Consider the following 21222-nt stretch of genomic DNA (forward strand, 5'->3'; position numbering starts at 1 on the left):
TGCCGAGACCCTTTGCCCTTATGGATCAGTCGCCCATCGAACCCGCGCAGACCCCGGCCCTGACGCCGATGATGGCGCAGTATTTCGAGATCAAGGCGGTCAATCCCGGCTATCTGCTGTTCTATCGCATGGGCGATTTCTACGAGCTGTTCTTCGAGGATGCCGAGATCGCCAGCGCCGCTCTGGGCATCGTGCTCACCAAGCGCGGCAAGCATCTGGGCGAGGATATCCAGATGTGTGGCGTGCCCATCCACGCCGCCAACGACTATCTCAACAAGCTGATCAAGCTCGGCCACCGCGTCGCCATCTGCGAGCAGGTGGAGGACCCCAAGGAAGCCAGAAGCGCGGCGCCAAATCGGTGGTGAAGCGCGACGTGGTTCGTCTCATCACCGCGGGCACGCTGACCGAGGATGATCACCTCGATGCCCGCGCCTCCAACTTCCTCGCCGCCCTGGCCATGGTGCGCCATGGCGAAACCGATTTCGCTTTGGCCTGGGCCGATGTCTCGACCGGCGAGACCTTTACCGCCGACCTCTCGGCCGAACAGCTCCAGGACGAACTGGCCCGCATCGATCCGGCCGAATTGCTGCTGACCGAGGCGACGCGCGCGGCCCTGGTCGAGCGGCATCTTTTCGCCCCGGCCTGGGCCGCCATCACCCATACGGCGCCATCGGAGAGCTTCGACAGCGAAACGGCGACAGCGGGCCTGCGCGCCGCCTTTCCCGATAGCGCCTTCGACCCCACATCGCTGTCCCGCGCCGCGCGGGCAGCTCTGGGCGCGGTAGTGGCCTATGTCAGCGAAAGCCAGAAGGGCGTCGGCGTGGCCCTGCGCGCGCCTTTGGCCGATACCGCGACCCGCCGCATGGCCATCGACCAGGCGACCCGCGCCAGCCTCGAACTGCACCAGACCCAGCGTGGCCAGGTCAGGGGTTCGCTGCGCCAGGTGATCGACCTGACAGTCACCGCCCCCGGCTCCCGTCTGCTCTCGGCAAGGCTGGCAGCCCCGCTTGCCGACGCCACCGGTATCAATGAGCGTCTCGACGCGGTGGGCCTCCTCGCCAATGACACCTTGCTGACCGGCCGCCTGCGCGCCGATCTCAAGGCGGTGCCCGACCTGGCCCGCGCTTTGACCCGGTTGGCGCTCGACCGCGGCGGCCCGCGCGACCTCGCCGCCATCGGCAAGGCCGTTTCCGCCGCCTCGGCGCTATCAGGCCACTTTGCCCGCCTCGATGATGTCCCCGCAGTGCTAGCCCGCCTCGCGACAACGCTGGCCGCTGCCCCGATGCCGCTGGCGTCCGAACTGGCGCTGGCGCTGGATGACGAATTGCCGCTTATGAGCCGCGACGGCGGCTTCGTGCGCAAGGGCTACGACCAGGCGCTGGACGACGAGCGGGCACTGGCCAGCGAGACCCGCGCCGTCGTCGCCGCCCTGCAGGCCCGCCTCATTGAGGAAACCGACGTTCGTTCCCTCAAAATCCGGCACAATGGCGTGCTCGGCTATTTCGTCGAAGTGCCGGCCGCGCATGGCACCCGCCTGCTCGAAGAGCCGCATCGCCAAAACTTCATCCATCGCCAGACGCTGGCCAATGCCATGCGCTTCACCACGACCGAACTGGCCGATCTCGAAGGCCGCATTGCCCGCGCGCATGAGGCGGCGCTGGAAATCGAGCTCAAGGTCTTTGCCAGCCTGCGCTATGACGTGTTGAGCCGCACCGCCGACCTGCGCATCCTGGCCGATGCCCTGGCCGAACTCGATGTGACCACGGCCCTCGCCCATCTCGCCGCCACCCGCGCCTACACCCGCCCAGAAATCGACGACTCCCTGGCTTTTGCCATCGAGGGCGGCCGCCATCCCGTCGTGGAAGACATGGTCTCCGCCGAGGGCCAGAGCTTCGTCGCCAACGACGCCGACCTCTCGGGCGACGACGCCATTGGCGGCGGGCGGCTCTGGCTGGTCACCGGCCCCAATATGGGCGGTAAATCCACCTTCCTGCGGCAGAATGCCTTGATCGCGATCATGGCGCAGATGGGCTCTTTCGTGCCGGCAAACTCGGCCCATATCGGCGTCGTCGACCGCGTCTTCTCCCGCGTCGGCGCCAGCGACGACATCGCCCATGGCCGCTCGACCTTCATGGTCGAAATGGTCGAAACATCGGCCATCCTCAATCGCGCCACGCGGCGGAGCCTTGTCGTGCTCGACGAAATCGGCCGCGGCACCGCCACCTTCGATGGCCTGTCCATCGCCTGGGCGGCCGTCGAAGCCCTGCACGAAACCACCGGCTGCCGGGCCCTTTTCGCCACCCATTTCCACGAACTGACCAGCCTCGCCAAGACGCTCAGCCGCGTTTCCAACGTCACCATGAAGGTGCGCGAATGGGAGGGCGAGGTGGTCTTCCTGCACGAAGTGGGTTCGGGCGCCGCCGACCGCTCCTATGGCATCCAGGTGGCGCGGCTGGCCGGCCTGCCCGAGCCGGTGCTGGCGCGGGCGCGGCAGGTGCTTGACGTGCTCGAGCAGCGCTCGGCGGGCACGGCCTCTTCCAGCCAGAAGGCCAGCGTGCTAGACGATCTGCCACTTTTCGCCCATCAGCCGCCCTCCCGGCCGGTGGGGCCGGACCCCGTACATCTGGCGCTCGACGCCGTTCGACCCGACGAGATGACCCCCAAACAAGCGATCGAAGCGCTCTACGAGTTGAAGAAAATCCGCGATGACGCTCGCCGAAGCTGAGGCAAAGCCGCGCAAACCGCTCTTCTCGCTCAAGCCAGCCGAGGTCATTCTCGGCGAGCTCGATGCCGCGATCGGTGAAGCAGCGCCCAAATCCGCCGCCGCGCGCGCTGCCGTATTGGCCCATATCCGCCAGACCCTGGCCGAGGCGCGCCGCGGGGCCGAGGCCGAACTGCTGGCCTCGGGCAAGGGCACGCGCTGCGCGCAGAACCTGTCCAATGCGCAGGACGAGATCATCGCCGCCGTGCATCTCTTCGCGACGCGCCGGGTCTATCCGGTCGACAACCCCTCCGGCGCCGAGGCTATCGCGCTCTCCGCCGTCGGCGGCTATGGCCGCGGCACGCTGGCGCCGGGCTCGGACATCGACCTGCTGTTCATCCTACCCTACAAGCAGACGCCCTGGGGCGAGCAGGTCACCGAATATATCCTCTATATGCTGTGGGACCTCGGCCAGAAGGTTGGCCATGCCGTGCGCTCGGTGGATGAATGTATCCGCATGGCCCGCGCCGACATGACGGTGCGCACCGCCACGCTCGAAGCGCGTTTCCTCACCGGCGACCGTACGCTGTTCGACCAGATGGTGCAGCGTTTCGAAGCCGAGATCATGCCCAAAACCGGCCCCGAATTCATCGCCGCCAAGATGGCCGAGCGCGACGAGCGCCACAAATTGATGGGCAATACCCGCTATGTGGTCGAGCCCAATATCAAGGACGGCAAAGGTGGCTTGCGCGACCTCAATACGCTGTTCTGGATCGGCAAATATTTCTACCAGGTCAAGACATCACACGAACTGGTCGGCAAGGGCGTGCTGTCAGCCGCCGAATATCGCCTCTTCTCCCGCGCCGAGGATTTTTTGTGGGCGGTGCGCTGTCACCTGCATTTCGTCACCGGTCGTGCCGAGGAAAAGCTGACTTTCGACATGCAGCCCGAGCTGGCCCAGCGCATGGGCTATGCCCAGCGCGTCGGCATGCTGGGCGTCGAACGCTTCATGAAGCGCTATTTCCTCGTCGCCAAGGATGTGGGCGATTTGACCCGCATCATCTGCGCCAGCCTCGAATTCAACCACGCCAAGGATATGGACCTGGTCGGCCGCGTGCTGGCCCCGTTCCGCTCGGGGCGCAGCCGCATTAAGGGCGAAACGGATTTCGTGCTCGATACCGGGCGGCTCAATCTGGCCAGCCCCGACGTATTCGAAAAGGACCCGGTCAATCTCATCCGCATGTTCCTGGTGGCCGGGCGCGAGGAACTGCTGTTCCACCCCGACGCCATCAAGGTCATCACCCGCTCGCTGCGGCTGATCGACAACAGGCTGCGCAGCGACCCCAAGGCCAACGAGCATTTCCTCACCATTCTGACCGCGCCGCAATCGGTCGAGCGCATCCTGCGGCAGATGAACGAGAGCGGCGTATTGGGCAAGTTCGTGCCCGATTTCGGCAAGATCGTCGCGCTGATGCAGTTCAACATGTACCACCACTATACGGTGGACGAGCACCTGATCCGCTCGGTCGGCGTCATGGCCGATATTGCCAATGGCGGCCTGCGCAACGACCTGCCGCTGACCCATGAATTGCTGCCCCAGCTCAATGACACGCGCCTCATCTATGTCGCGCTGTTCCTGCACGACATCGCCAAGGGCCGCCCGGAAGATCATTCCATTGCCGGCGCCCGCATCGCCCGAAAACTCTGTCCCCGCTTCGGTCTCTCCCCCGCCGAAACCGACACCGTCTCCTGGCTCATCGAATATCACCTGCTGATGAGCGAGATCGCCCAGGCCCGCGATATCCAGGACCCCGAAACCGCCAAGGCCTTTGCCGATGTGGTGCAATCGCCCCAGCGCCTGGCCTTGCTGATGATCCTCACCGCCTGCGATATTCGCGCGGTCGGTCCGGGCGTCTGGACCGGCTGGAAGGGCAGCCTGCTGCGCGCGCTCTACTACGCCACCGAGCCCCTGCTCTCAGGCGGCCACAGCCAGGTCACCCAGTCCGACCGCATCCACGAAGCCCGTCGCGCGCTGGCCCAGGCGCTTGCGGCCTGGCCCCCGGCCGAGGTCGACGCCTATATCAACAGGCACTACGATCATTACTGGCTGCGTGCCGAGCCCGAATTGCAGGTCGAGCACGCCCGCATGATCCGCCAGGCCGACCAGACCGGCGAGAACTTTGCCGGCTCCATCAGGGTCAAGGCCTTTGAGGGCATTACCGAAGTCAGCTTCTATACGCCCGACCACCCGCGCCTGCTCTCGCTGATCGCCGGCGCCTGCACCATGCAGGATACGTCCATCATCGGGGCGCAGATCTTTTCCACCCGCGATGGCCATGCCCTCGATACCTTCCGCCTGCGCCGCTCCTTCACCTCGGACGAGGACGAAAAGGTCCGCGCCACCCGCATCATCGATACGGTCAAACAATTGCTGCAGGGCAAGCGGCAGATCCTCATCGATCTGGGCAAGGAAAGCCGCCACAACAAGCGCCTGCGCCCCTTTGCCGTGCCCTCGCAGGTCACCGTGTCCAATGCGCTATCGGAAAAATTCACCGTCATCGAGGTCAGCGGGCTCGACCGCATGGGGCTGCTTCACGCGCTCACCCGCCAGATTTCCGACCTCAACCTCACCATCGGTTCGGCCCATATCGGCACCTATGGCGAAAAGGCGGTGGACGTCTTCTACATCACCGATCTCACCGGCCAGAAGATCACCTCCAAGCCCCGCCAGCGGAAAATCCACGACGCGCTGATGGGCGTGTTCCACCCGCAGGGCGAGAAGGTGGCCAATGGGTAGGCTGTTTGGCCCCCCTGAACGTGCGGTTCCATCGCCTCCCTCCCCCTTGAGGGGAGGGATCGAGGGTGGGGGTGTCGGACTATCGGCATACCCCGAATACCGCGTGTGCAGCGCTCTCGACACCCCCACCCCTAACCCCTCCCCTCAAGGGGGAGGGGAATCATGAGCCTCTACCGCAATTTCCTCTCCGTTGGAGGCCTCACCCTCATCTCCCGCGTCGCCGGCTTCGTCCGCGATGCGCTGATGGCGGCCGTGCTCGGCACCGGTCCGGCGGCCGATGCTTTCTTCGCGGCATTCCGTTTTCCCAACCTGTTCCGGCGCCTCTTTGCCGAAGGCGCCTTCAACACCGCCTTCGTGCCGCTTTTCTCGGGCGCGCTGGAGCAGCAGGGCCGCGACGGCGCGCTCGACCTGGCCTCGCGCATCATGGCCTGGCTGGTCGCCATGCTGGTCGGCGTGACGATCCTTGCGGAAATCTTCATGCCGCAGATCATGATCGCCTTCGTCCCCGGCTTCATCGACGACAAGGAAAAATTCGATCTCACCGTGCTGCTGACGCGGATCATGTTCCCTTACCTGGCCTGTATGTCGCTGATGGCCGCCTATGGCGCTATCCTCAATTCGCTTGGCCGCTTCTTTGCCGCCGCCTTCGCCCCGGTCATTCTCAACCTGGTCAATATCGCCGCCATGATCCCGCTGGTGACCTTCTGGGTCATGGATCCGGCGGGCTCGGCCATGTGGGTGTCCGTCGCCACCATGGCGGGCGGTCTGGCGCAACTGGCTTTGGTCTATGGCGCCATCCGCCGGGCGAATTTCGTGCCGGCTCTGCGCCTGCCCCGTCTCGATCCGGAAGTGCGCCGCTTCTGGGTGCTGGCCGTACCGGCCATCCTCACCGGCGGCATTACCCAGATCAATATCTTCGTCGGCACCATCATCGCCTCGGGCGCCGACAATGCCATTTCCATCCTCAATTATGCTGATCGGCTCTACCAGCTGCCGCTCGGCATTATCGGCATTGCCATCGGCACGGTGCTGCTGCCCGAGCTTTCCCGCCATCTCAAGGGCAACCGTGAGGCCGAAGCCCGCGCTACGCAGGACCAGTCATTGCTGGCCGCCATGCTGCTTTCCATGCCAGCCGCCACCGCACTCATTGCCATGGCCGAGCCCATCGTGCGCGTGCTGTTCGAGCGCGGCGCCTTCGACGCGCTGGCCACTACCCAGACCGCGCAGGCGCTGATCGCCTTTGCCACCGGCCTGCCCGCCTATGTGCTGATCCGCGTGCTGCAGCCGGGCTATTTCGCCCGCGAGGATACGGTGACGCCCACCGTCTTTGCCGGCATTTCGGTGGTGGCCAATATCGCCCTGTCGCTGCTGCTGTTCCCCAGCCTCGTCCATGTCGGCATTGCCATCGCCACCTCGGTTTCGGCCTGGCTCAATGCCGTGCTGCTGGCCCTGTTCCTGGCGCGGCGCGGCCATTTTGCCCTGACCGGTGCCGAATGGCGCAAGCACGGCCTCATCATCGCCATCAGCGCCATCATGGGGGGAGCGCTCTATCTTCTGGTCGAGCGCGGCGCCAGCCACTTCGCCAGCGGCGCACCCCTTTGGCTTCAAGCCGGCCTCTTGGCCGTACTCGTCGTCTTCGGCATGGCCACCTATTTCACCTTGGTCCACGTCACCGGCGCCCAGAAGCTGGACCTGCTGCTCAGGCGGCTGCGGCGCTCCAAGTAGACCTCATCCTGAGCCTGTCGAAGGACGAGGTCGTGGCACCCAAGCCTCCACTCACTCGACCCCGTGGTTCGACAAGCTCACCATGAGGTCTTTGAGAAGACGGTTTCAAACCGGGTCTTTCAGCGATAGAAGTTCGCGACTATCGCGAATATCGGGCATCCTATGACCTTCACCAATCGTGTGTTTTCCGGCATCCAGCCTTCGGGCGACCTGCATCTGGGCAATTATCTCGGCGCTATCAGGCGCTTCGTGCCGCTGCAGGATACGCATGACTGCATCTATTGCGTCGTCGACATGCATGCCATCACGGTCTGGCAGGACCCGGATGACCTGCGCCGCGCCACCCGCGAAGTGGCCGCCGCCTATGTCGCTGCCGGCATCGACCCCAAGCGGGCGATCATCTTCAACCAGTCCCAGGTCATGCAGCATGCCGAACTGGCCTGGATATTCAACTGCGTCGCCCGCATCGGCTGGATGAACCGGATGACCCAGTTCAAGGACAAGGCCGGCAAGAATTCGGAAAATGTCTCGCTGGGCCTCTTGGCCTATCCGAGCCTGATGGCGGCCGACATCCTGCTCTACAAGGCCACCCATGTGCCTGTCGGCGACGACCAGAAGCAGCATCTGGAACTGACGCGCGACATCGCCGCCAAGTTCAACAATGACTATGCCGCTTCCATCGCAGCGCAAAATGTCGGGCAGGATGACGGGAGCTTCTTCCCCATCACAGAGCCGCTGATTGCCGGCCCCGCCACCCGCATCATGAGCCTGCGCGACGGCACCAAGAAGATGAGCAAGTCGGACCCGTCCGACCAGTCGCGCATCTCCCTGCTCGACAATGCCGATGGCATTGCCAAGAAGATCAAGAAGGCCACTACCGATCCCGAGCCCCTGCCCGAGACCGTGGAGGGCCTGGCCGGGCGGCCCGAAGCCGACAATCTTGTCGGCATCTATGCCGCACTGTCGGACCAGAGCAAAACCCAGGTCATCGCCGAATTCGGCGGCAAGGGTTGGGGCACGTTCAAGCCGGCTTTGGCCGACCTGGCCGTCTCGGTGCTTGGCCCCATGGGCGAGGAAATGCGCCGGCTGGTCGAGGACACGACGACGATCGACGCCATCCTGCGCGACGGCGCCGAGCGCGCGCGTGCGCTGGCAGAGGCGACAATGGTCGATGTCCGCTCTATTGTCGGCTTCATCCGCTAAAAAGCGTTTCAGGAAAAGTGCAGCGCGGGTTTTCCGCCCGGAAACGCGACAAAGAGACAAAACCAAGGGGGCGCGCATGGTTTCCCAGACCGAATACAAGCGCAAATTCCTCGTCGTCATCGACGAGACGCCCGAATGCGAACGGGCGCTGACCTTCGCGGCTTACCGTGTGAAGCGCACGGGCGGCACCGTGGTGCTGATGAGCGTCATCCAGAAGCCCGAATTCATCGGCCTGGGGGTCGAGGATGTGCTGCGCGCCGAAGCCGTCGAGGAAGCCGAGCGCAATCTCGACGCCCGCCTCGTCCGCATCCGCGACATCGGCGAAGTCCGCAGCGAATCGGTGATCCGCGAGGGCAGTGCCGCCGAGGAAATCGAGCGTGTCATCGACCAGGACCGCGACATCGCCATCCTGGTGCTGGCCGCCTCCACTTCCGGCGAAGGCCCCGGCCCGCTGGTCATGCATTTCGCCAGCCGCGCCAACGCCCTGCCCATCCCGCTGACCATCGTGCCCGGCCGCATGAGCGACGAGGAGATCATCGCCATCTGCTGAGCGTGCGGTGGGTCGCACGAAGGCATTATTCCAACTGCGCGTCATCCTCGGGCTTGACCCGAGGACACTTCACTTACCCCGCGGCCCGCAAGTGTAGAGCCCTCGGGTCAAGCCCGAGGGTGACGGCCGGTGAGTGACGGCTTGGGATGAGGAAGCATCGGCCTGACGCATACCCCTCCTCCGCTCATCCCCCCTTGCATCCTGAGCGCAAAAGTCTATTTTAGAAGCGTTCTAATCGTAAAATCGCAGGCGCCCCGATGTTCATCCAGACCGAAGCCACGCCCAACCCAGCGACCCTCAAATTCCTGCCGGGGCGCGATGTGCTGGTCGGCGAACCGCGCGATTTCCGTAGCGTCGAAGCATCGGGCAGTTCCCCGCTGGCCCAAGGCCTGTTCGGTATTTCCGGCGTCACCGGCGTCTTCCTCGGTTCCGACTTCATCTCGGTGACCAAGGACGATACCAACTGGGCCCATATCAAGCCGGCCATTCTCGGCGTCATCATGGACCATTTCCTGTCCGGCAAGCCTGTCATAGTCGAGGGTGGCGTGGATGTCGCCAATTTCGACGAGGTTGATGAATTCTTCGAGGAAGAAGACAGCGAGACCGTCGAAGTCATCAAGGAATTACTGGCTACCCGCGTCCGTCCGGCCGTGGCCATGGATGGCGGCGACATCACCTTCAAGGGTTTTAAGGAAGGCACGGTCTTCCTGCACATGCAGGGCGCCTGCTCCGGCTGCCCCTCCTCGACCGCCACGCTCAAGAGCGGCATCGAAAACCTGCTCCGCCACTTCGTGCCGGGCGTCGAGGCCGTTCAGCAGGTTTAGGAACGGCCGCAGGCAAAATCGCTCCGGTGGAGCGATTTTAGTGACTAAAGCCATGAGGGCTATGCCCCGAATGGCCCCTGAGCGACATCAGTTAAGCAGCAAGCCAAGGGTCTGGAGAGCAATCTCCGGACCCTTAGTTTTTGGGATACCCCCTCCTAACCTTCCCCTGATAGGGGGAGGAACAGATCGAGAGTTTGGCAGCTTCTTGCCCCATTCACTGCGCGGCTCCTCCCCCTTTTCAGGGGGAGGTTGGGAGGGGTACTCTTGCGGAAGGACCAAAGTCCCTACTCCGCCGCCGCCTTCTCCGCCGGTGTCCGCTGATCGGTAATCGCCAGCGGCTCGGCACTATCGCCTTCCCGCTTGCGCCTTATGCGCAGCCGCTTGATGCGGCGGCTGTCGGCGGCCAGAATTTCGAATTCGAAGCCGTCGAGCCGCGTCACCCGCTCGCCCCTTTTGGGCACATGGCCGGCCAGGTCGAACACCAGCCCGCCGATCGTGTCCACATCCTCGGCATAGTCGCCGGGGTCGAAATCCGGACCGATCATGCTCTGCACATCGCTCAGTTCCGCGCGGGCATCGGCGATATAGGTATCGGCGCCCACCTTGCGGATCAGCGACGCCGCCAGTTCGTCATGCTCGTCCTCGATCTCGCCGACCACGGCCTCGAGCAGGTCCTCGATGGTCACGAGCCCGTCGGTGCCGCCATATTCGTCGACCACGATGGCCATATGCACGCGCGAAGCGCGCATCGATTGCAGCAGGTCGCCAACAGGCATGAACGTGGGCACGAACATGGCGTCGCGCGTGATGTCGAGCTTGATGATCTTCTGCTTGAGCACGCTCGAAACCAGCTTCACCGGCACGTCCTTGGCCGGGTCGGTCACCGGCTCGGTGATCCTGCCCAGCGCGTCCTTGACGTGGATGAAGCCCAGAATGTTGTCGAGATTGTCGTCATAGACCGGCAGGCGCGAATGATGCACCTGGCGGAACCGGGCGATCAGCGTGCCCAGATTGACATCGGCCTCTATGGCCTGGATGTCGGATCGCTCCACCATCACGTCGCCAACCGACACATTGGAGAGCTTGAGCACGTTCTGCAGGATCGTGCGTTCGCTTTCGGAGAAATCGGCGGCTTCCGAGCTCCCCTGTTCGTCGAGCGCCACCTGCAGGTCGTCGCGCAGCGATACCGTGCCGCGGGCCAGCATGGCCTTGATGCGGTTCCATATCGTTGGCCCCCGTGCGGACACGGAGGCGGTGCTAGAAGGAGGCTCGGGATTGGTGGGCGCCTGGGGGCCCGGACTGTCACTGTCGTTCATGATCTCTCGCCGCAACAAGCGGCTTATCTGTCCTCGAAACGGAATACGCCCGGTCCATTATGGCGCCGGCCCTAGTCGGCATAGGGGTCCTCGACCCCGAGCGCTGCCAATATCTGGGTTTCGAGGCCCTCCATTTGAAGAGCCTCCGCGTCCGTTAGGTGATCATACCCTAAAATATGCAGAAAGCCATGCACCACGAGATGGGTGAAATGCGCCTCGAATGTGACGCCCTGCTCCTCCGCCTCGCGGATCAGCGTTTCACGCGCCAGCGTGATGTCGCCCAATAAGCCCACAACCGGCCCGAAAGGCTCGATCTGCGGGAAGCTCAGCACATTGGTGGAGCTGTCCTTGCCCCGCCATGCCTTGTTGAGTTCGTGCTGTTCTTCGTCATTGGTGAGCAGGATCGACAGCTCCGCCATGCCCTTGACCTTGGGTTTGGCAAGGCTGAGTGCTGCCAGCACCGCCTCTTCGGCGCGCACATCGAGGTCTTCGGGCCAGGCGTCATCATTGCGGATGACGGCAATGTCCAGTGGTGGTCTAGGCGGCATTCAAACCATTCATTGCTTCGTGCCACGCCCTCGTGGTTCGAGGCTCGTGAAGAACTCGCACCTCACCATGAGGGCTACTGGAACTCAGCACTCTCCCAGTAGCCCTTATGGTGAGGCGGGAGCGTAGCGACCCTCGAACCACGAGGGCGTGCCACGGGCCGGTTATGCCCGCGGCAAGGTGCCCAATGTCCGCGCCGGCCCTTCGGTATCCCGGTCCTTCTGCGCCAGCCGCTTGGCCGTATCGGCCTCATAGGCCCGCACGATCCGGCCGACCAGCGCATGGCGCACCACGTCCTTGTCGCCGAAGCGGCTGACATGCACGCCCTCGACGCCGTCGAGCAGTTGCACCGCCTCGATCAGCCCCGATTTCTCGCCGCGCGGCAGGTCGACCTGGGTCGGATCGCCGGTGACGATCATCTTGGAATTCTCGCCCAGGCGGGTCAGGAACATCTTCATCTGCATGGATGTCGTGTTCTGCGCCTCGTCGAGAATGACCACGGCATTGGCCAGTGTCCGCCCGCGCATGAAGGCCAGCGGCGCCACTTCGATAATGCCCGAGGTCAGGCAGCGCTCGACATTTTCCGGCTTCATCATGTCGTAAAGCGCGTCGTAGAGCGGGCGCAGATAGGGGTCGACCTTCTCCTTCATGTCGCCGGGCAGGAAGCCCAGCCGCTCGCCGGCCTCGACGGCCGGACGGCTGAGGATGATGCGGTTGATGTCGCCGCGTTCGAGCAGGCTCGCGGCATGCGCCACGGCCAGATAGGTCTTGCCGGTACCGGCCGGACCGACGCCGAACACCAGCTCGCTCCGCTCCATGGCGCGCATATAGGCGTCCTGCGCCGGGGTGCGGGCGACAATGGTGGATTTGCGCGTGGCGATCTGGGCCATGCGCACCTTGCCCTTGCGCTCCAGCGTCGGCAGGGTGAGCTGGCTGTCCTCGGTCTCGATCATGCGGATGACACCATCGACATCGGAAATGTCGATCGCCCTTCCCTCTTCGAGCCCGGCATAAAGCGATTCGAGCACGCGGCGGGCCTGGTCGACCGATGAAGCGGCGCCCTTGAGCAGCACATGATTGCCGCGCGGCGTGGCCGACACTTTGAGCCGTTGCTCGATCAGGGCGAGGTTCTGGTCGAAATCGCCATACAGCTGGGCAGCGAGGCGATTGTCTTCAAAAGCGAGTTCGAGTTGCGATGCGAGTGCGTTGTCTGCGGTCGGTGACAAATGCCTGCTCAAACTGGTGTGGCTCCCGAAACGGGGCGGCGCGGGCGCGCCGCGATGATGACAACGAGGCTAGGATGATTTGGGTGCAATGTCTGTAGCAATATTGTGACGCTTCTCGCCGGCCGCAAGGCGGCAAAAACGCTCCAGTGGAGCGTTTTTAGGCGAGAAGGCCATGAGGGCTACGCCCGAATGGCGGCCGGCGCCAAGGGTGCCGGCTATCTTGAATAGGTTGCCCAAAAGTAATACCTTCATGATAGCATTCCTTACCTAGGAGAATGTCATGAGTGCAGCAGTCACCAGTAAAGGTCAGGTCACGATCCCCAAGCCCGTACGCGACCTTCTTGGCATCGAGGCCGGGACACGGGTGGTATTCCGTCGCAATGACAAGGGCGAGATCGTTCTGAGCCGGGCCGACAAGGACGCCCCGCCGAGCCGATTCGCCAAGCTAAGAGGCCATGCCGGACCCGGCCTCAGCACCGACGAGATTATGGCTATGACGCGCGGTGAAGATTGATACTGGTCGATTCCAACGTGCTGATCGATGTGATGACCGACGACCCCGTTTGGGGCGACTGGTCTGAGGCCAGCCTGGAAGCGGCCTCACTGGTTGGGTCGCTGCTGACGAGCGACGTCGTCTACGCCGAGCTTGCTGTCCGGTACGAGCAGATAGAGGCTCTGGACGCTTTTCTGGCCGAGGCCCAAATCGAAGTAGTCCCCCTGCCGAAGGCGGCTCTGTTTCTTGCTGGCAAGGTCTTTGGGCGGTATCGCAGAGCCGGCGGGACGAAGTCCGGCGTGCTGCCCGACTTCTTCATCGGAGCCCATGCATCTGTGGCAGGCTGGCCATTGCTGACGAGGGACGTACGGCGCTACCGCACCTACTTCCCCGCGCTTGACCTGATCACACCCTAAGCCGCCGCCTTGACCTTCAACCGTCCCACCAGCGAGTTGACGCTGGTGCCGATGATCTCGACCTGGTGGATCGCCCCGATCAGCTCGGTGCTGCCTTCCAGATGTACGGCCTGAAGATAAGGGGGAGCGCCCGCCCACCTGCCCGGCCTGGCGGCCCGGCCGTTCGATCAGCACCGGCAGCGTCTTGCCCACACAGCTCTGGTGGAAGGCTGATGTCTGGGCGTTGACCAGCTCCTGCAGCCGGTAGAGCCGCTCGGTCTTGACCTCTTCGGCGATCTGCCCGTCCAGATTGGCGCCCGGCGTGCCCGGCCGTGTCGAATATTTGAACGAATAGGCCGAGGCATAGCCGACCTCGCGGATGATGCGCAGCGTATCCTCGAAATCCTGGTCGGTTTCGCCCGGGAAGCCGACGATGAAATCGCCCGACAGCGCCATATCCGGCCGCGCCGTCTTGATACGCTCGATCACAGCAAGATACTCGGCCGCCGTATGGCGCCGGTTCATCGCCTTGAGGATCGTGTCCGAGCCCGATTGCACCGGCAGATGCAGATAGGGCATCAGGATATCGAGGTCGCGATGCGCCGCCATCAGCGCATCGTCCATGTCGCGGGGGTGGCTGGTTGTATAGCGCAGCCGCTCCAGCCCCGGAATGTCCACCAGCAGATACGCCAGTTCGCCCAGCCCCACGGCGCGGCCGGCCGCGTCCAGCCCATGATAGGCATTGACGTTCTGGCCCAGCAGGGTGATTTCCTTCACCCCGGCTTCCACCAGCCCGCGCGCCTCCGCGATCACCTGCGCCACCGGCCGCGACACCTCGGCGCCCCGCGTATAGGGCACCACGCAGAAGCTGCAGAACTTGTCGCAGCCTTCCTGCACCGTCAGGAACGCCGTCAGCCCCCGCTTGATGGTGACTTCCTTCCTTGCCGCCGGCAGGTGCTCGAACTTGTCTTCCTCAGGAAAGTCGGTATCGATGACCGCCCGCTTGAGGCCCGGATGCAGGTGCCTTTGCGCTTCGGCTCTGGCCAGCATGTCGGGCAGCCTGTGATAGGCCTGCGGCCCGAACACCATGTCGACCACAGGCGCGCGACGGGCGATTTCCTCGCCCTCGGCCTGCGCCACGCAGCCGGCCACCCCGATCATCATGTCGCCGCCCAGCGCCCGGCGCTCGCTCTGCAATTCCTTGAGCCGGCCCAGTTCGGAAAACACCTTTTCCGAGGCCTTTTCGCGGATATGGCAGGTATTGAGCAGCACGAGATCGGCCTGCGCCATGTCCAGCGTCGTCTCATAGCCGTGCGGCGCCAGCGCATCCATCATGCGGTCGCTGTCATAGACGTTCATCTGGCACCCATAGGTCTTGATGAACAGCTTCTTGGAATTAGCGCGCGTCTCGGTCATGCCGGCTCTTTATCAGTGGCTGCGGAAGACTCCAAGCCGTCTCCGGCGCCTGCAACCTTGCCCCATCCTGCGGGTTTCTTTCCCAACAAGGGAGTTTGCCATGACCCAGAACCACAAGTCCGACAAGGCCGCCGCCATGAAGGGCGGCAAGAAGCCCGGCCCCAAAGATGCGCCGGTGCAGGTGCGCAATGCCGGCAAGGAAGCGCAGAAAGACAAGCCGACCAATTGGGACAAGCAGGATGAGGCCGTTGACGAGAGCTTCCCGGCCAGCGATTCCAGCGCCAAATACTGAGGCGCATTGCCCGGATAACGTGGCATTTCTGCCAGTTCCGTCAAACATTTGCACAAAGATTGCTGCTGCCCGCTATCGGGCGGCGTCCGTCTGACGCTATGGTTGGGCAGCGGCTGAAGGGTATGGTGTGATAGCAGCCGCGGAAAGCGCGGTATGGCGGGGGCGACGCAGCACAGGGTGGACCGGACTGCACCGGCTTTGGGCAGGCGGCCTTGGCCGGTCGTGCTCTATCTTGTCGCCTTGATGCTGGTCATCCTGATCCCGGCGCTGGTCGTGTCGCTGGTCCTGCTCAACCGCAATAACGACGCCCAGGAACAGACCATCCGCGCCCTCACCACCGCCACGGTCGAGGCCATGGCCCAGGCCGTGGATAATGAAGTGGGCGGCATGCTCACCACTTTGCGCGTGCTCTCCACCTCCGAATTGCTGCGCAATGGACGGCTGGCCGATTTCCGTGACGGCGCCGTCGTGTCGCTCGAGCAGATGGGCGCCAATCTGATCGCGCTCGATGCCGATCTCGATGTGGTCCTGAATACCGACGAGCCCTTTGGCTCCTCGACCGGCAAGACCTCCGATCCGGCCTCGGCCGAGCGGGCGCTCGCTGCCGGTGTCGCGGTGTCAAACCTCTTTACCGGCAAGGTGACCGGCCGCGCCCTGTTCAATGTCCTGGTGGCGCTGCCCGACAATCCGTCCGGCGTGGCCCTGCTCGCTTTGACACAGGAAGCCAACCGGCTGACCTCGGCCTTGCAGGCGCGTCAATTGCCGTCCGGCTGGCACGCCGCGCTGGTGGATACCCGCAATGTGGTGATTGCCGCTACGCCCGAGGCCGGGCTCGAGACCGGTACCACCCTGCCCGTGCGCCAGCCGGTGCCCGACGCCGCGCCCGACCAGTGGCGGCGCGAACTGTTCGACGGCAAGACCGTGGTGACCGCCGAGCGCAGGGCGCCGATTTCCGGCTGGCGCGTGGTGGCCTGGGCCTCGACCGATATCGTCGGCCGGCCGATCGATGACAGCCGGTTCTGGCTGGCGGCCTGGGGTATTCTCATTGCCCTCTTCGCCACCGGCGCGGCTTTGCTGATTTCCCAGCGCGTCGCGCATTCCGTGCGCGGCCTGCGCCGTGAGGCCCAGAAGCTCGGCCGCGGCGAGGTGGCAGTGCCCAGGGCCTATCCGGTCGCCGAGATCGCCGAAGTGTCCCAGGCCCTGGCCGAGGCCTCCGCCCAACGCCAGACCGCCGAAAACGAAGTGCGCTTCCTGATGCGCGAACTGGCGCACCGCTCCAAGAACCAGATGACCGTTATTGCCGCCATGGCCAAGCAGACCGCCCGCGGCGCCGATAATGTCGAAGATTACGTGCAGGGCTTCGAGCGTCGTATCCACGGCCTGGCCCGCTCCACCGACCTGCTGCTGGCCCATGGCCTGGCCGGCGTGCTGCTCGGCGAATTGGTGGAAAGCCAGATCGCCCCGTTCAGCCCGCCTGACGCGTCCAGGGTCGATGTGGCTGGGCCTACGGTGCGGCTCAATGTCCAGGCCGCCCAGATCATGGGCATGGCGGCCCATGAACTATCCACCAATGCGGTCAAATACGGGGCCTTTGCCGGCGATGGTGGCACGCTCAAGGTGCGCTGGCGCATTGTCGATCAGCGGCTGGACTTCAACTGGCGCGAAACCGTGCCGCATACGGTTGCCACCAGTGACCGGGTCGGCTTCGGCACCACGGTCCTGCAATCCATGGTCGGCCGCTCACTGGGCGCCGAGGTCGAACGGCATTGCCACGATGACGGCATGGAGTGGCGCTTCCTCATTCCGCTCAGCGCCATCGACCCATCAGTGGCGCCGGCTACCGCCGAAGATGAGCCATCCGAATAAATTCTGGCGTTATTCCGCGCTTTGCACTATAGGGACGCCAGCCTCGGGCCTTCGGGTCCGGGCCTTCACGGCCCCGCCTGGACGACATCCCGGCCGGGGCGACCCGATCCTCCTTTGAAAGGATATGCCCGATGTCGATTACTGCTGAGCGCAAGACCGCTCTGATCCAGGAATATGCCACCAAGGCCAACGATACCGGCTCGCCGGAAGTCCAGGTTGCCATCCTGTCGGAACGCATTGCCAACCTCACCGAACACTTCAAGGGCCATGGCAAGGATAACCATTCCCGCCGCGGTCTGCTGAAGCTTGTCTCGACCCGCCGCCGCCTGCTTGACTATGTCAAGAAGGTCGACGAGAGCCGCTACAAGACCCTGATCGAAAAACTCGGCCTGCGCCGCTAACAAGCGCGCAACCGAATTGCGGATGCGGGGGCCAGCCTCCGCCTCCGCTTTCGCTCCTTTATCGGGGTGAAAAGCGTAGACCGGCGATTGCCGGAGCATGGCAGGATTATTGGCCGCTCCCCGCCTCACGCTCGCAAAATCAATCCCTTGGTTTTGATCCCGTGAGGCGCCTGACAAGTTTCAGGAGCTGCTTGTTGTCTTGCCCATGTTTCGTCACCGCCAAGGACGTAAACCGCGCCTGATTTTGAGCCCGCGTCACACATGGGGTGTGCCGGCGGGTGCGGGCGCACCGGCTGAGTTCGCGGGATTGCTACGCCCCCGCGTTACCGCTCCCCGGCAGAATGGAAAGACGATACATGTCCACGATCAATTTCGATTACCACAAGGTCGAGCTCAACTGGGGCGGCCAGCCCCTGACGCTCGAGACCGGCAAGATGGCCCGCCAGGCCGATGGCGCCGTGCTCGCCACCCTGGGCGAGACCGTGCTGCTCGCCACCGTTGTGTCAGCCAAGTCGGCCAAGCCCGGCCAGGACTTCTTCCCGCTGACCGTCAACTACCAGGAAAAATACTTCGCCGCCGGCAAGATCCCGGGCGGCTATTTCAAGCGTGAAGGCCGCCCGACCGAGAACGAGACCCTGGTGTCGCGCCTCATCGACCGCCCGATCCGCCCGCTCTTCCCCGAAGGCTACAAGAACGAGACCCAGGTGGTCATCACCGTTCTGCAGCACGATATGGAAAACAATCCTGACGTGCTGGCCATGGTCGCCGCCTCGGCGGCCCTGACCATTTCGGGCGTACCCTTCATGGGCCCGATCGGCGCGGCCCGCGTCGGTTACGTTGATGGCGAATATGTCCTCAACCTCGCCGTTGACCGTCGCTCCGAATCCAAGCTCGATCTCGTCATGGCCGGCACCGAAGACGCCGTGCTGATGGTCGAGTCTGAAGCCAAGGAACTGAGCGAAGAAGTCATGCTCGGCGCCGTGATGTTCGGCCATGCCGAGAGCCGCAAGGTTATCCAGGCCATCATCAAGCTGGCCGAACTGGCTGCCAAGGAACCCCGCGATTTCGCCGCTCCGGACTATTCGGCTCTCGAAGCCGATGTGCTCAAGGTTGCCGAAAAGGACCTGCGCGCTGCCTATAAGATCACCGACAAGGCCCAGCGCTATGCTGCCGTCGACGCCGCCAAGAAGGCCGTCAAGGAAGCCTTTGCCGCCAAGGTCGAAGCCGGTGACGTCTCCGCTGAAGACCTCGGCGAAGTGATCCACAACCTGCAGGCCAAGATCGTGCGCTGGAACGTGCTCGATACCGGCCTGCGTATCGACGGCCGCGATCTCAAGACCGTGCGTCCGATCGTTTCCGAAGTTGGCGTTCTGCCCCGCACCCATGGTTCGGCTTTGTTCACCCGCGGCGAAACTCAGGCTCTGGTCGTTGCCACGCTGGGCACCGGCGAAGACGAGCAGTATATCGACTCGCTCGAAGGCACCCACAAGCAGAACTTCCTGCTGCATTACAACTTCCCTCCCTACTCGGTGGGTGAAGCTGGCCGCATGGGGTCCCCGGGCCGTCGCGAAATCGGCCATGGCAAGCTCGCCTGGCGCGCCATCAACCCGATCCGTCCCTCGGTCGAGGAATTCCCCTACACGATCCGTATCGTGTCCGAGATCACCGAATCCAACGGCTCCTCCTCGATGGCCACCGTCTGCGGCACCTCGCTGGCGCTGATGGATGCCGGCGTGCCGCTGGCGCGTCCGGTTGCCGGTATCGCCATGGGCCTGATCCTCGAAGGCGAGAAGTTTGCTGTTCTGTCAGACATTCTCGGCGACGAAGATCACCTCGGCGACATGGACTTCAAGGTGGCTGGTACCGATCAGGGCGTGACCTCGCTCCAGATGGATATCAAGATCGCCGGCATCACCGAGGAGATCATGAAGATCGCCCTCGAGCAGGCCAAGGGCGGCCGCATCCACATCCTGGGCGAAATGGCCAAGGCCATCACCGCGTCCCGTTCGGAAGTGGGTGAATTCGCGCCGCGCATCGAGACCATGAAGATCCCGACCGACAAGATCCGTGAAGTGATCGGCACCGGCGGCAAGGTGATCCGCGAGATCGTCGAAAAGACCGGCGCCAAGATCAACATCGAGGATGATGGCACCATCAAGATCGCCTCCTCGGACGGTTCGCAGATCGAAGCGGCCATCAAGTGGATCAAGTCGATCACCGACGAAGCCGAAGTGGGCGCCATCTATCAGGGCACCGTCGTCAAGACCGCCGATTTCGGCGCCTTCGTGAACTTCTTCGGCGCCAAGGACGGCCTGGTGCATATCAGCCAGCTGGCCGAGGCCCGCGTTGCCAAGACCACCGACGTGGTCAAGGAAGGCGACAAGGTCTGGGTCAAGCTGCTGGGCTTCGATGAGCGCGGCAAGGTCCGCCTCTCCATGAAGGTTGTCGATCAGGCAACCGGCAAGGAAATCGCCAAGGGCGAGGAAGCCGCCGCCGAATAGCGAGCAAATCGCAGGAAATCTGCAAGAAGTCTGTGAGAAGGCCCGGAGCAATCCGGGCCTTTTGCGTGCGTTGCAGCTTTGCAACAGCTTTCGGCCATCACATTACGGAGAGGAACCCTCTCCATCAAAGCTCGTTGGGCGAGTGAGGCTTTCCTGCACTAGCGAACCTCCTGGCGGCAGCTTAACCACTGACCGGCCAGTACAATTGCGTCCAAGCTTACCCAGGGAATTGCCCTTGCTCTCTCGCCGCTTGTTCATGATCGGCCTCCCCGCCGTCGCCCTCGCCGCCTGTTCCTCCACCCGCACCCCCGTGGTGCAGGAGCCGCAGGTCGATCCCTATTACCTGCGCATGTATGGCGCCATCCTGGGCGAGAAATTCCCCATTGCCGCCATGGACCTGCGCCGCGTCGATCCGCGCTGGTGGCGCCAGGAAGTGCCCTATATGACCACGGAGCGGCCGGGCACCCTCGTCATCGATACCCCGCAGCACTTCCTCTACCTGGTGCTCGAAGGCGGCCGCGCTCTGCGTTACGGCATCGGCGTCGGCAAGGACGAATCGCTGGTTTTCCGGGGCACCGCCACCATCGGTCGCAAGGCTGAATGGCCGCGCTGGACGCCCACGAGCAGCATGGTCAAGCGTGAACCCGAGCGTTACGGCCCCTATGCCGGCGGCATGGAAGGCGGCCCCACCAATCCGCTGGGCCCGCGCGCGCTCTATCTCTACAAGAATGGCCGCGACACGCTGTTCCGCCTGCATGGCACCACCGAGCCCTATACGATCGGCACCAACGTCTCCTCGGGCTGCATCCGCCTGATGAACCAGGACATTATCGATCTCTACGCCCGCGTGCCCACCGGCTCCCGCGTGGTGGTGATCAACTAACCCGCTCCCGGGTCGCTGCCGCGGCAGCGGGGCGCCTTGTTTCGGAATCCGTAGTCACCGAAGCAAAGTTTCCTGCTGCCGCGACAA

The 21222-nt window shown here is 63.8% G+C and carries 16 protein-coding genes and 2 pseudogenes; 13 read left to right on the forward strand and 5 right to left on the reverse strand.

What is annotated here, in order from left to right; all coding sequences use genetic code 11:
* The first annotated feature begins 20 nt into the window (after positions 1-20).
* The 6 genes and pseudogenes from mutS (at position 21) to FPZ08_RS16725 (ending at position 9800) form a co-directional block, all read left to right on the forward strand.
* A pseudogene (mutS, locus tag FPZ08_RS16700) lies at positions 21-2725 on the forward strand (DNA mismatch repair protein MutS).
* Positions 2706-5498: a [protein-PII] uridylyltransferase gene (locus FPZ08_RS16705; RefSeq protein ID WP_146291074.1), complete on the forward strand. Its 2793-nt coding sequence runs from the start codon at positions 2706-2708 to the stop codon at positions 5496-5498. Before mutS ends, FPZ08_RS16705 begins: the two are co-directional and overlap by 20 nt.
* A 162-nt stretch (positions 5499-5660) precedes the next feature.
* Positions 5661-7223, forward strand: a complete 1563-nt coding sequence (gene murJ / locus FPZ08_RS16710) for a murein biosynthesis integral membrane protein MurJ (RefSeq protein WP_146291076.1) — start codon at positions 5661-5663, stop codon at positions 7221-7223.
* A gap of 162 nt (positions 7224-7385) precedes the next feature.
* Positions 7386-8426, forward strand: coding sequence for a tryptophan--tRNA ligase (trpS, locus tag FPZ08_RS16715; protein WP_146291078.1), 1041 nt, complete (start codon positions 7386-7388; stop codon positions 8424-8426).
* Between the two features lie 76 nt (positions 8427-8502).
* Positions 8503-8976: a universal stress protein gene (locus FPZ08_RS16720; protein WP_146291080.1), complete on the forward strand. Its 474-nt coding sequence runs from the start codon at positions 8503-8505 to the stop codon at positions 8974-8976.
* A 257-nt stretch (positions 8977-9233) separates the two neighbouring features.
* On the forward strand, positions 9234-9800 hold the full coding sequence (locus tag FPZ08_RS16725; protein ID WP_146291082.1) for a NifU family protein: 567 nt from the start codon (positions 9234-9236) through the stop codon (positions 9798-9800).
* Between the two features lie 284 nt (positions 9801-10084).
* Here the strand turns inward: FPZ08_RS16725 and FPZ08_RS16730 are convergent, their stop codons facing one another.
* The 4 genes from FPZ08_RS16730 to FPZ08_RS16745 all read right to left on the reverse strand — a co-directional run bounded on the left by FPZ08_RS16730 (position 10085) and on the right by FPZ08_RS16745 (position 13140).
* Positions 10085-11005: a hemolysin family protein gene (locus FPZ08_RS16730; protein ID WP_146291084.1), complete on the reverse strand. Its 921-nt coding sequence runs from the start codon at positions 11003-11005 to the stop codon at positions 10085-10087.
* A 182-nt stretch (positions 11006-11187) separates the two neighbouring features.
* Positions 11188-11664 (reverse strand): rRNA maturation RNase YbeY, encoded by a 477-nt coding sequence (gene ybeY / locus FPZ08_RS16735; RefSeq protein WP_146291086.1) that lies wholly within the window; start codon positions 11662-11664, stop codon positions 11188-11190.
* Positions 11665-11826: 162 nt separating this feature from the next.
* On the reverse strand, positions 11827-12888 hold the full coding sequence (locus FPZ08_RS16740; RefSeq protein ID WP_246132685.1) for a PhoH family protein: 1062 nt from the start codon (positions 12886-12888) through the stop codon (positions 11827-11829).
* A gap of 69 nt (positions 12889-12957) precedes the next feature.
* Positions 12958-13140: a hypothetical protein gene (locus FPZ08_RS16745; RefSeq protein WP_146291090.1), complete on the reverse strand. Its 183-nt coding sequence runs from the start codon at positions 13138-13140 to the stop codon at positions 12958-12960.
* A 28-nt stretch (positions 13141-13168) separates the two neighbouring features.
* Here FPZ08_RS16745 and FPZ08_RS16750 point away from each other — a divergent pair, with 28 nt between their 5' ends.
* Positions 13169-13402: an AbrB/MazE/SpoVT family DNA-binding domain-containing protein gene (locus FPZ08_RS16750; RefSeq protein ID WP_146291091.1), complete on the forward strand. Its 234-nt coding sequence runs from the start codon at positions 13169-13171 to the stop codon at positions 13400-13402.
* Entirely contained in the window at positions 13399-13797 is a 399-nt protein-coding gene (locus FPZ08_RS16755; RefSeq protein WP_146291092.1) for a type II toxin-antitoxin system VapC family toxin, read from the forward strand. Before FPZ08_RS16750 ends, FPZ08_RS16755 begins: the two co-directional genes overlap by 4 nt.
* Here FPZ08_RS16755 and miaB read toward each other — a convergent pair.
* Positions 13794-15192: pseudogene (gene miaB, locus FPZ08_RS16760) on the reverse strand (tRNA (N6-isopentenyl adenosine(37)-C2)-methylthiotransferase MiaB). The gene FPZ08_RS16755 and the pseudogene miaB overlap by 4 nt on opposite strands.
* Before the next feature lie 100 nt (positions 15193-15292).
* Between miaB and FPZ08_RS16765 the strand changes: the two are divergent.
* The 5 genes from FPZ08_RS16765 to FPZ08_RS16785 all read left to right on the forward strand — a co-directional run bounded on the left by FPZ08_RS16765 (position 15293) and on the right by FPZ08_RS16785 (position 21135).
* Entirely contained in the window at positions 15293-15484 is a 192-nt protein-coding gene (locus FPZ08_RS16765; protein ID WP_146291093.1) for a hypothetical protein, read from the forward strand.
* A gap of 153 nt (positions 15485-15637) precedes the next feature.
* Positions 15638-17350 carry a sensor histidine kinase gene (locus FPZ08_RS16770; RefSeq protein ID WP_146291095.1) on the forward strand — a complete coding sequence of 571 codons (1713 nt, stop codon included), beginning with the start codon at positions 15638-15640 and terminating at the stop codon, positions 17348-17350.
* 131 nt (positions 17351-17481) lie between these two features.
* Entirely contained in the window at positions 17482-17751 is a 270-nt protein-coding gene (gene rpsO / locus FPZ08_RS16775) for a 30S ribosomal protein S15 (RefSeq protein WP_146291097.1), read from the forward strand.
* Positions 17752-18107: 356 nt separating this feature from the next.
* The gene (gene pnp, locus FPZ08_RS16780) at positions 18108-20252 is read left to right on the forward strand and encodes a polyribonucleotide nucleotidyltransferase (protein ID WP_146291099.1); all 2145 of its coding nucleotides are present in this window, start codon (positions 18108-18110) and stop codon (positions 20250-20252) included.
* Positions 20253-20508: 256 nt separating this feature from the next.
* Positions 20509-21135 (forward strand): L,D-transpeptidase, encoded by a 627-nt coding sequence (locus FPZ08_RS16785; protein WP_146293249.1) that lies wholly within the window; start codon positions 20509-20511, stop codon positions 21133-21135.
* Positions 21136-21222: the final 87 nt, after the last annotated feature.

The organism is Devosia ginsengisoli (assembly GCF_007859655.1).
In the GTDB taxonomy this organism is placed as follows: domain Bacteria; phylum Pseudomonadota; class Alphaproteobacteria; order Rhizobiales; family Devosiaceae; genus Devosia; species Devosia ginsengisoli.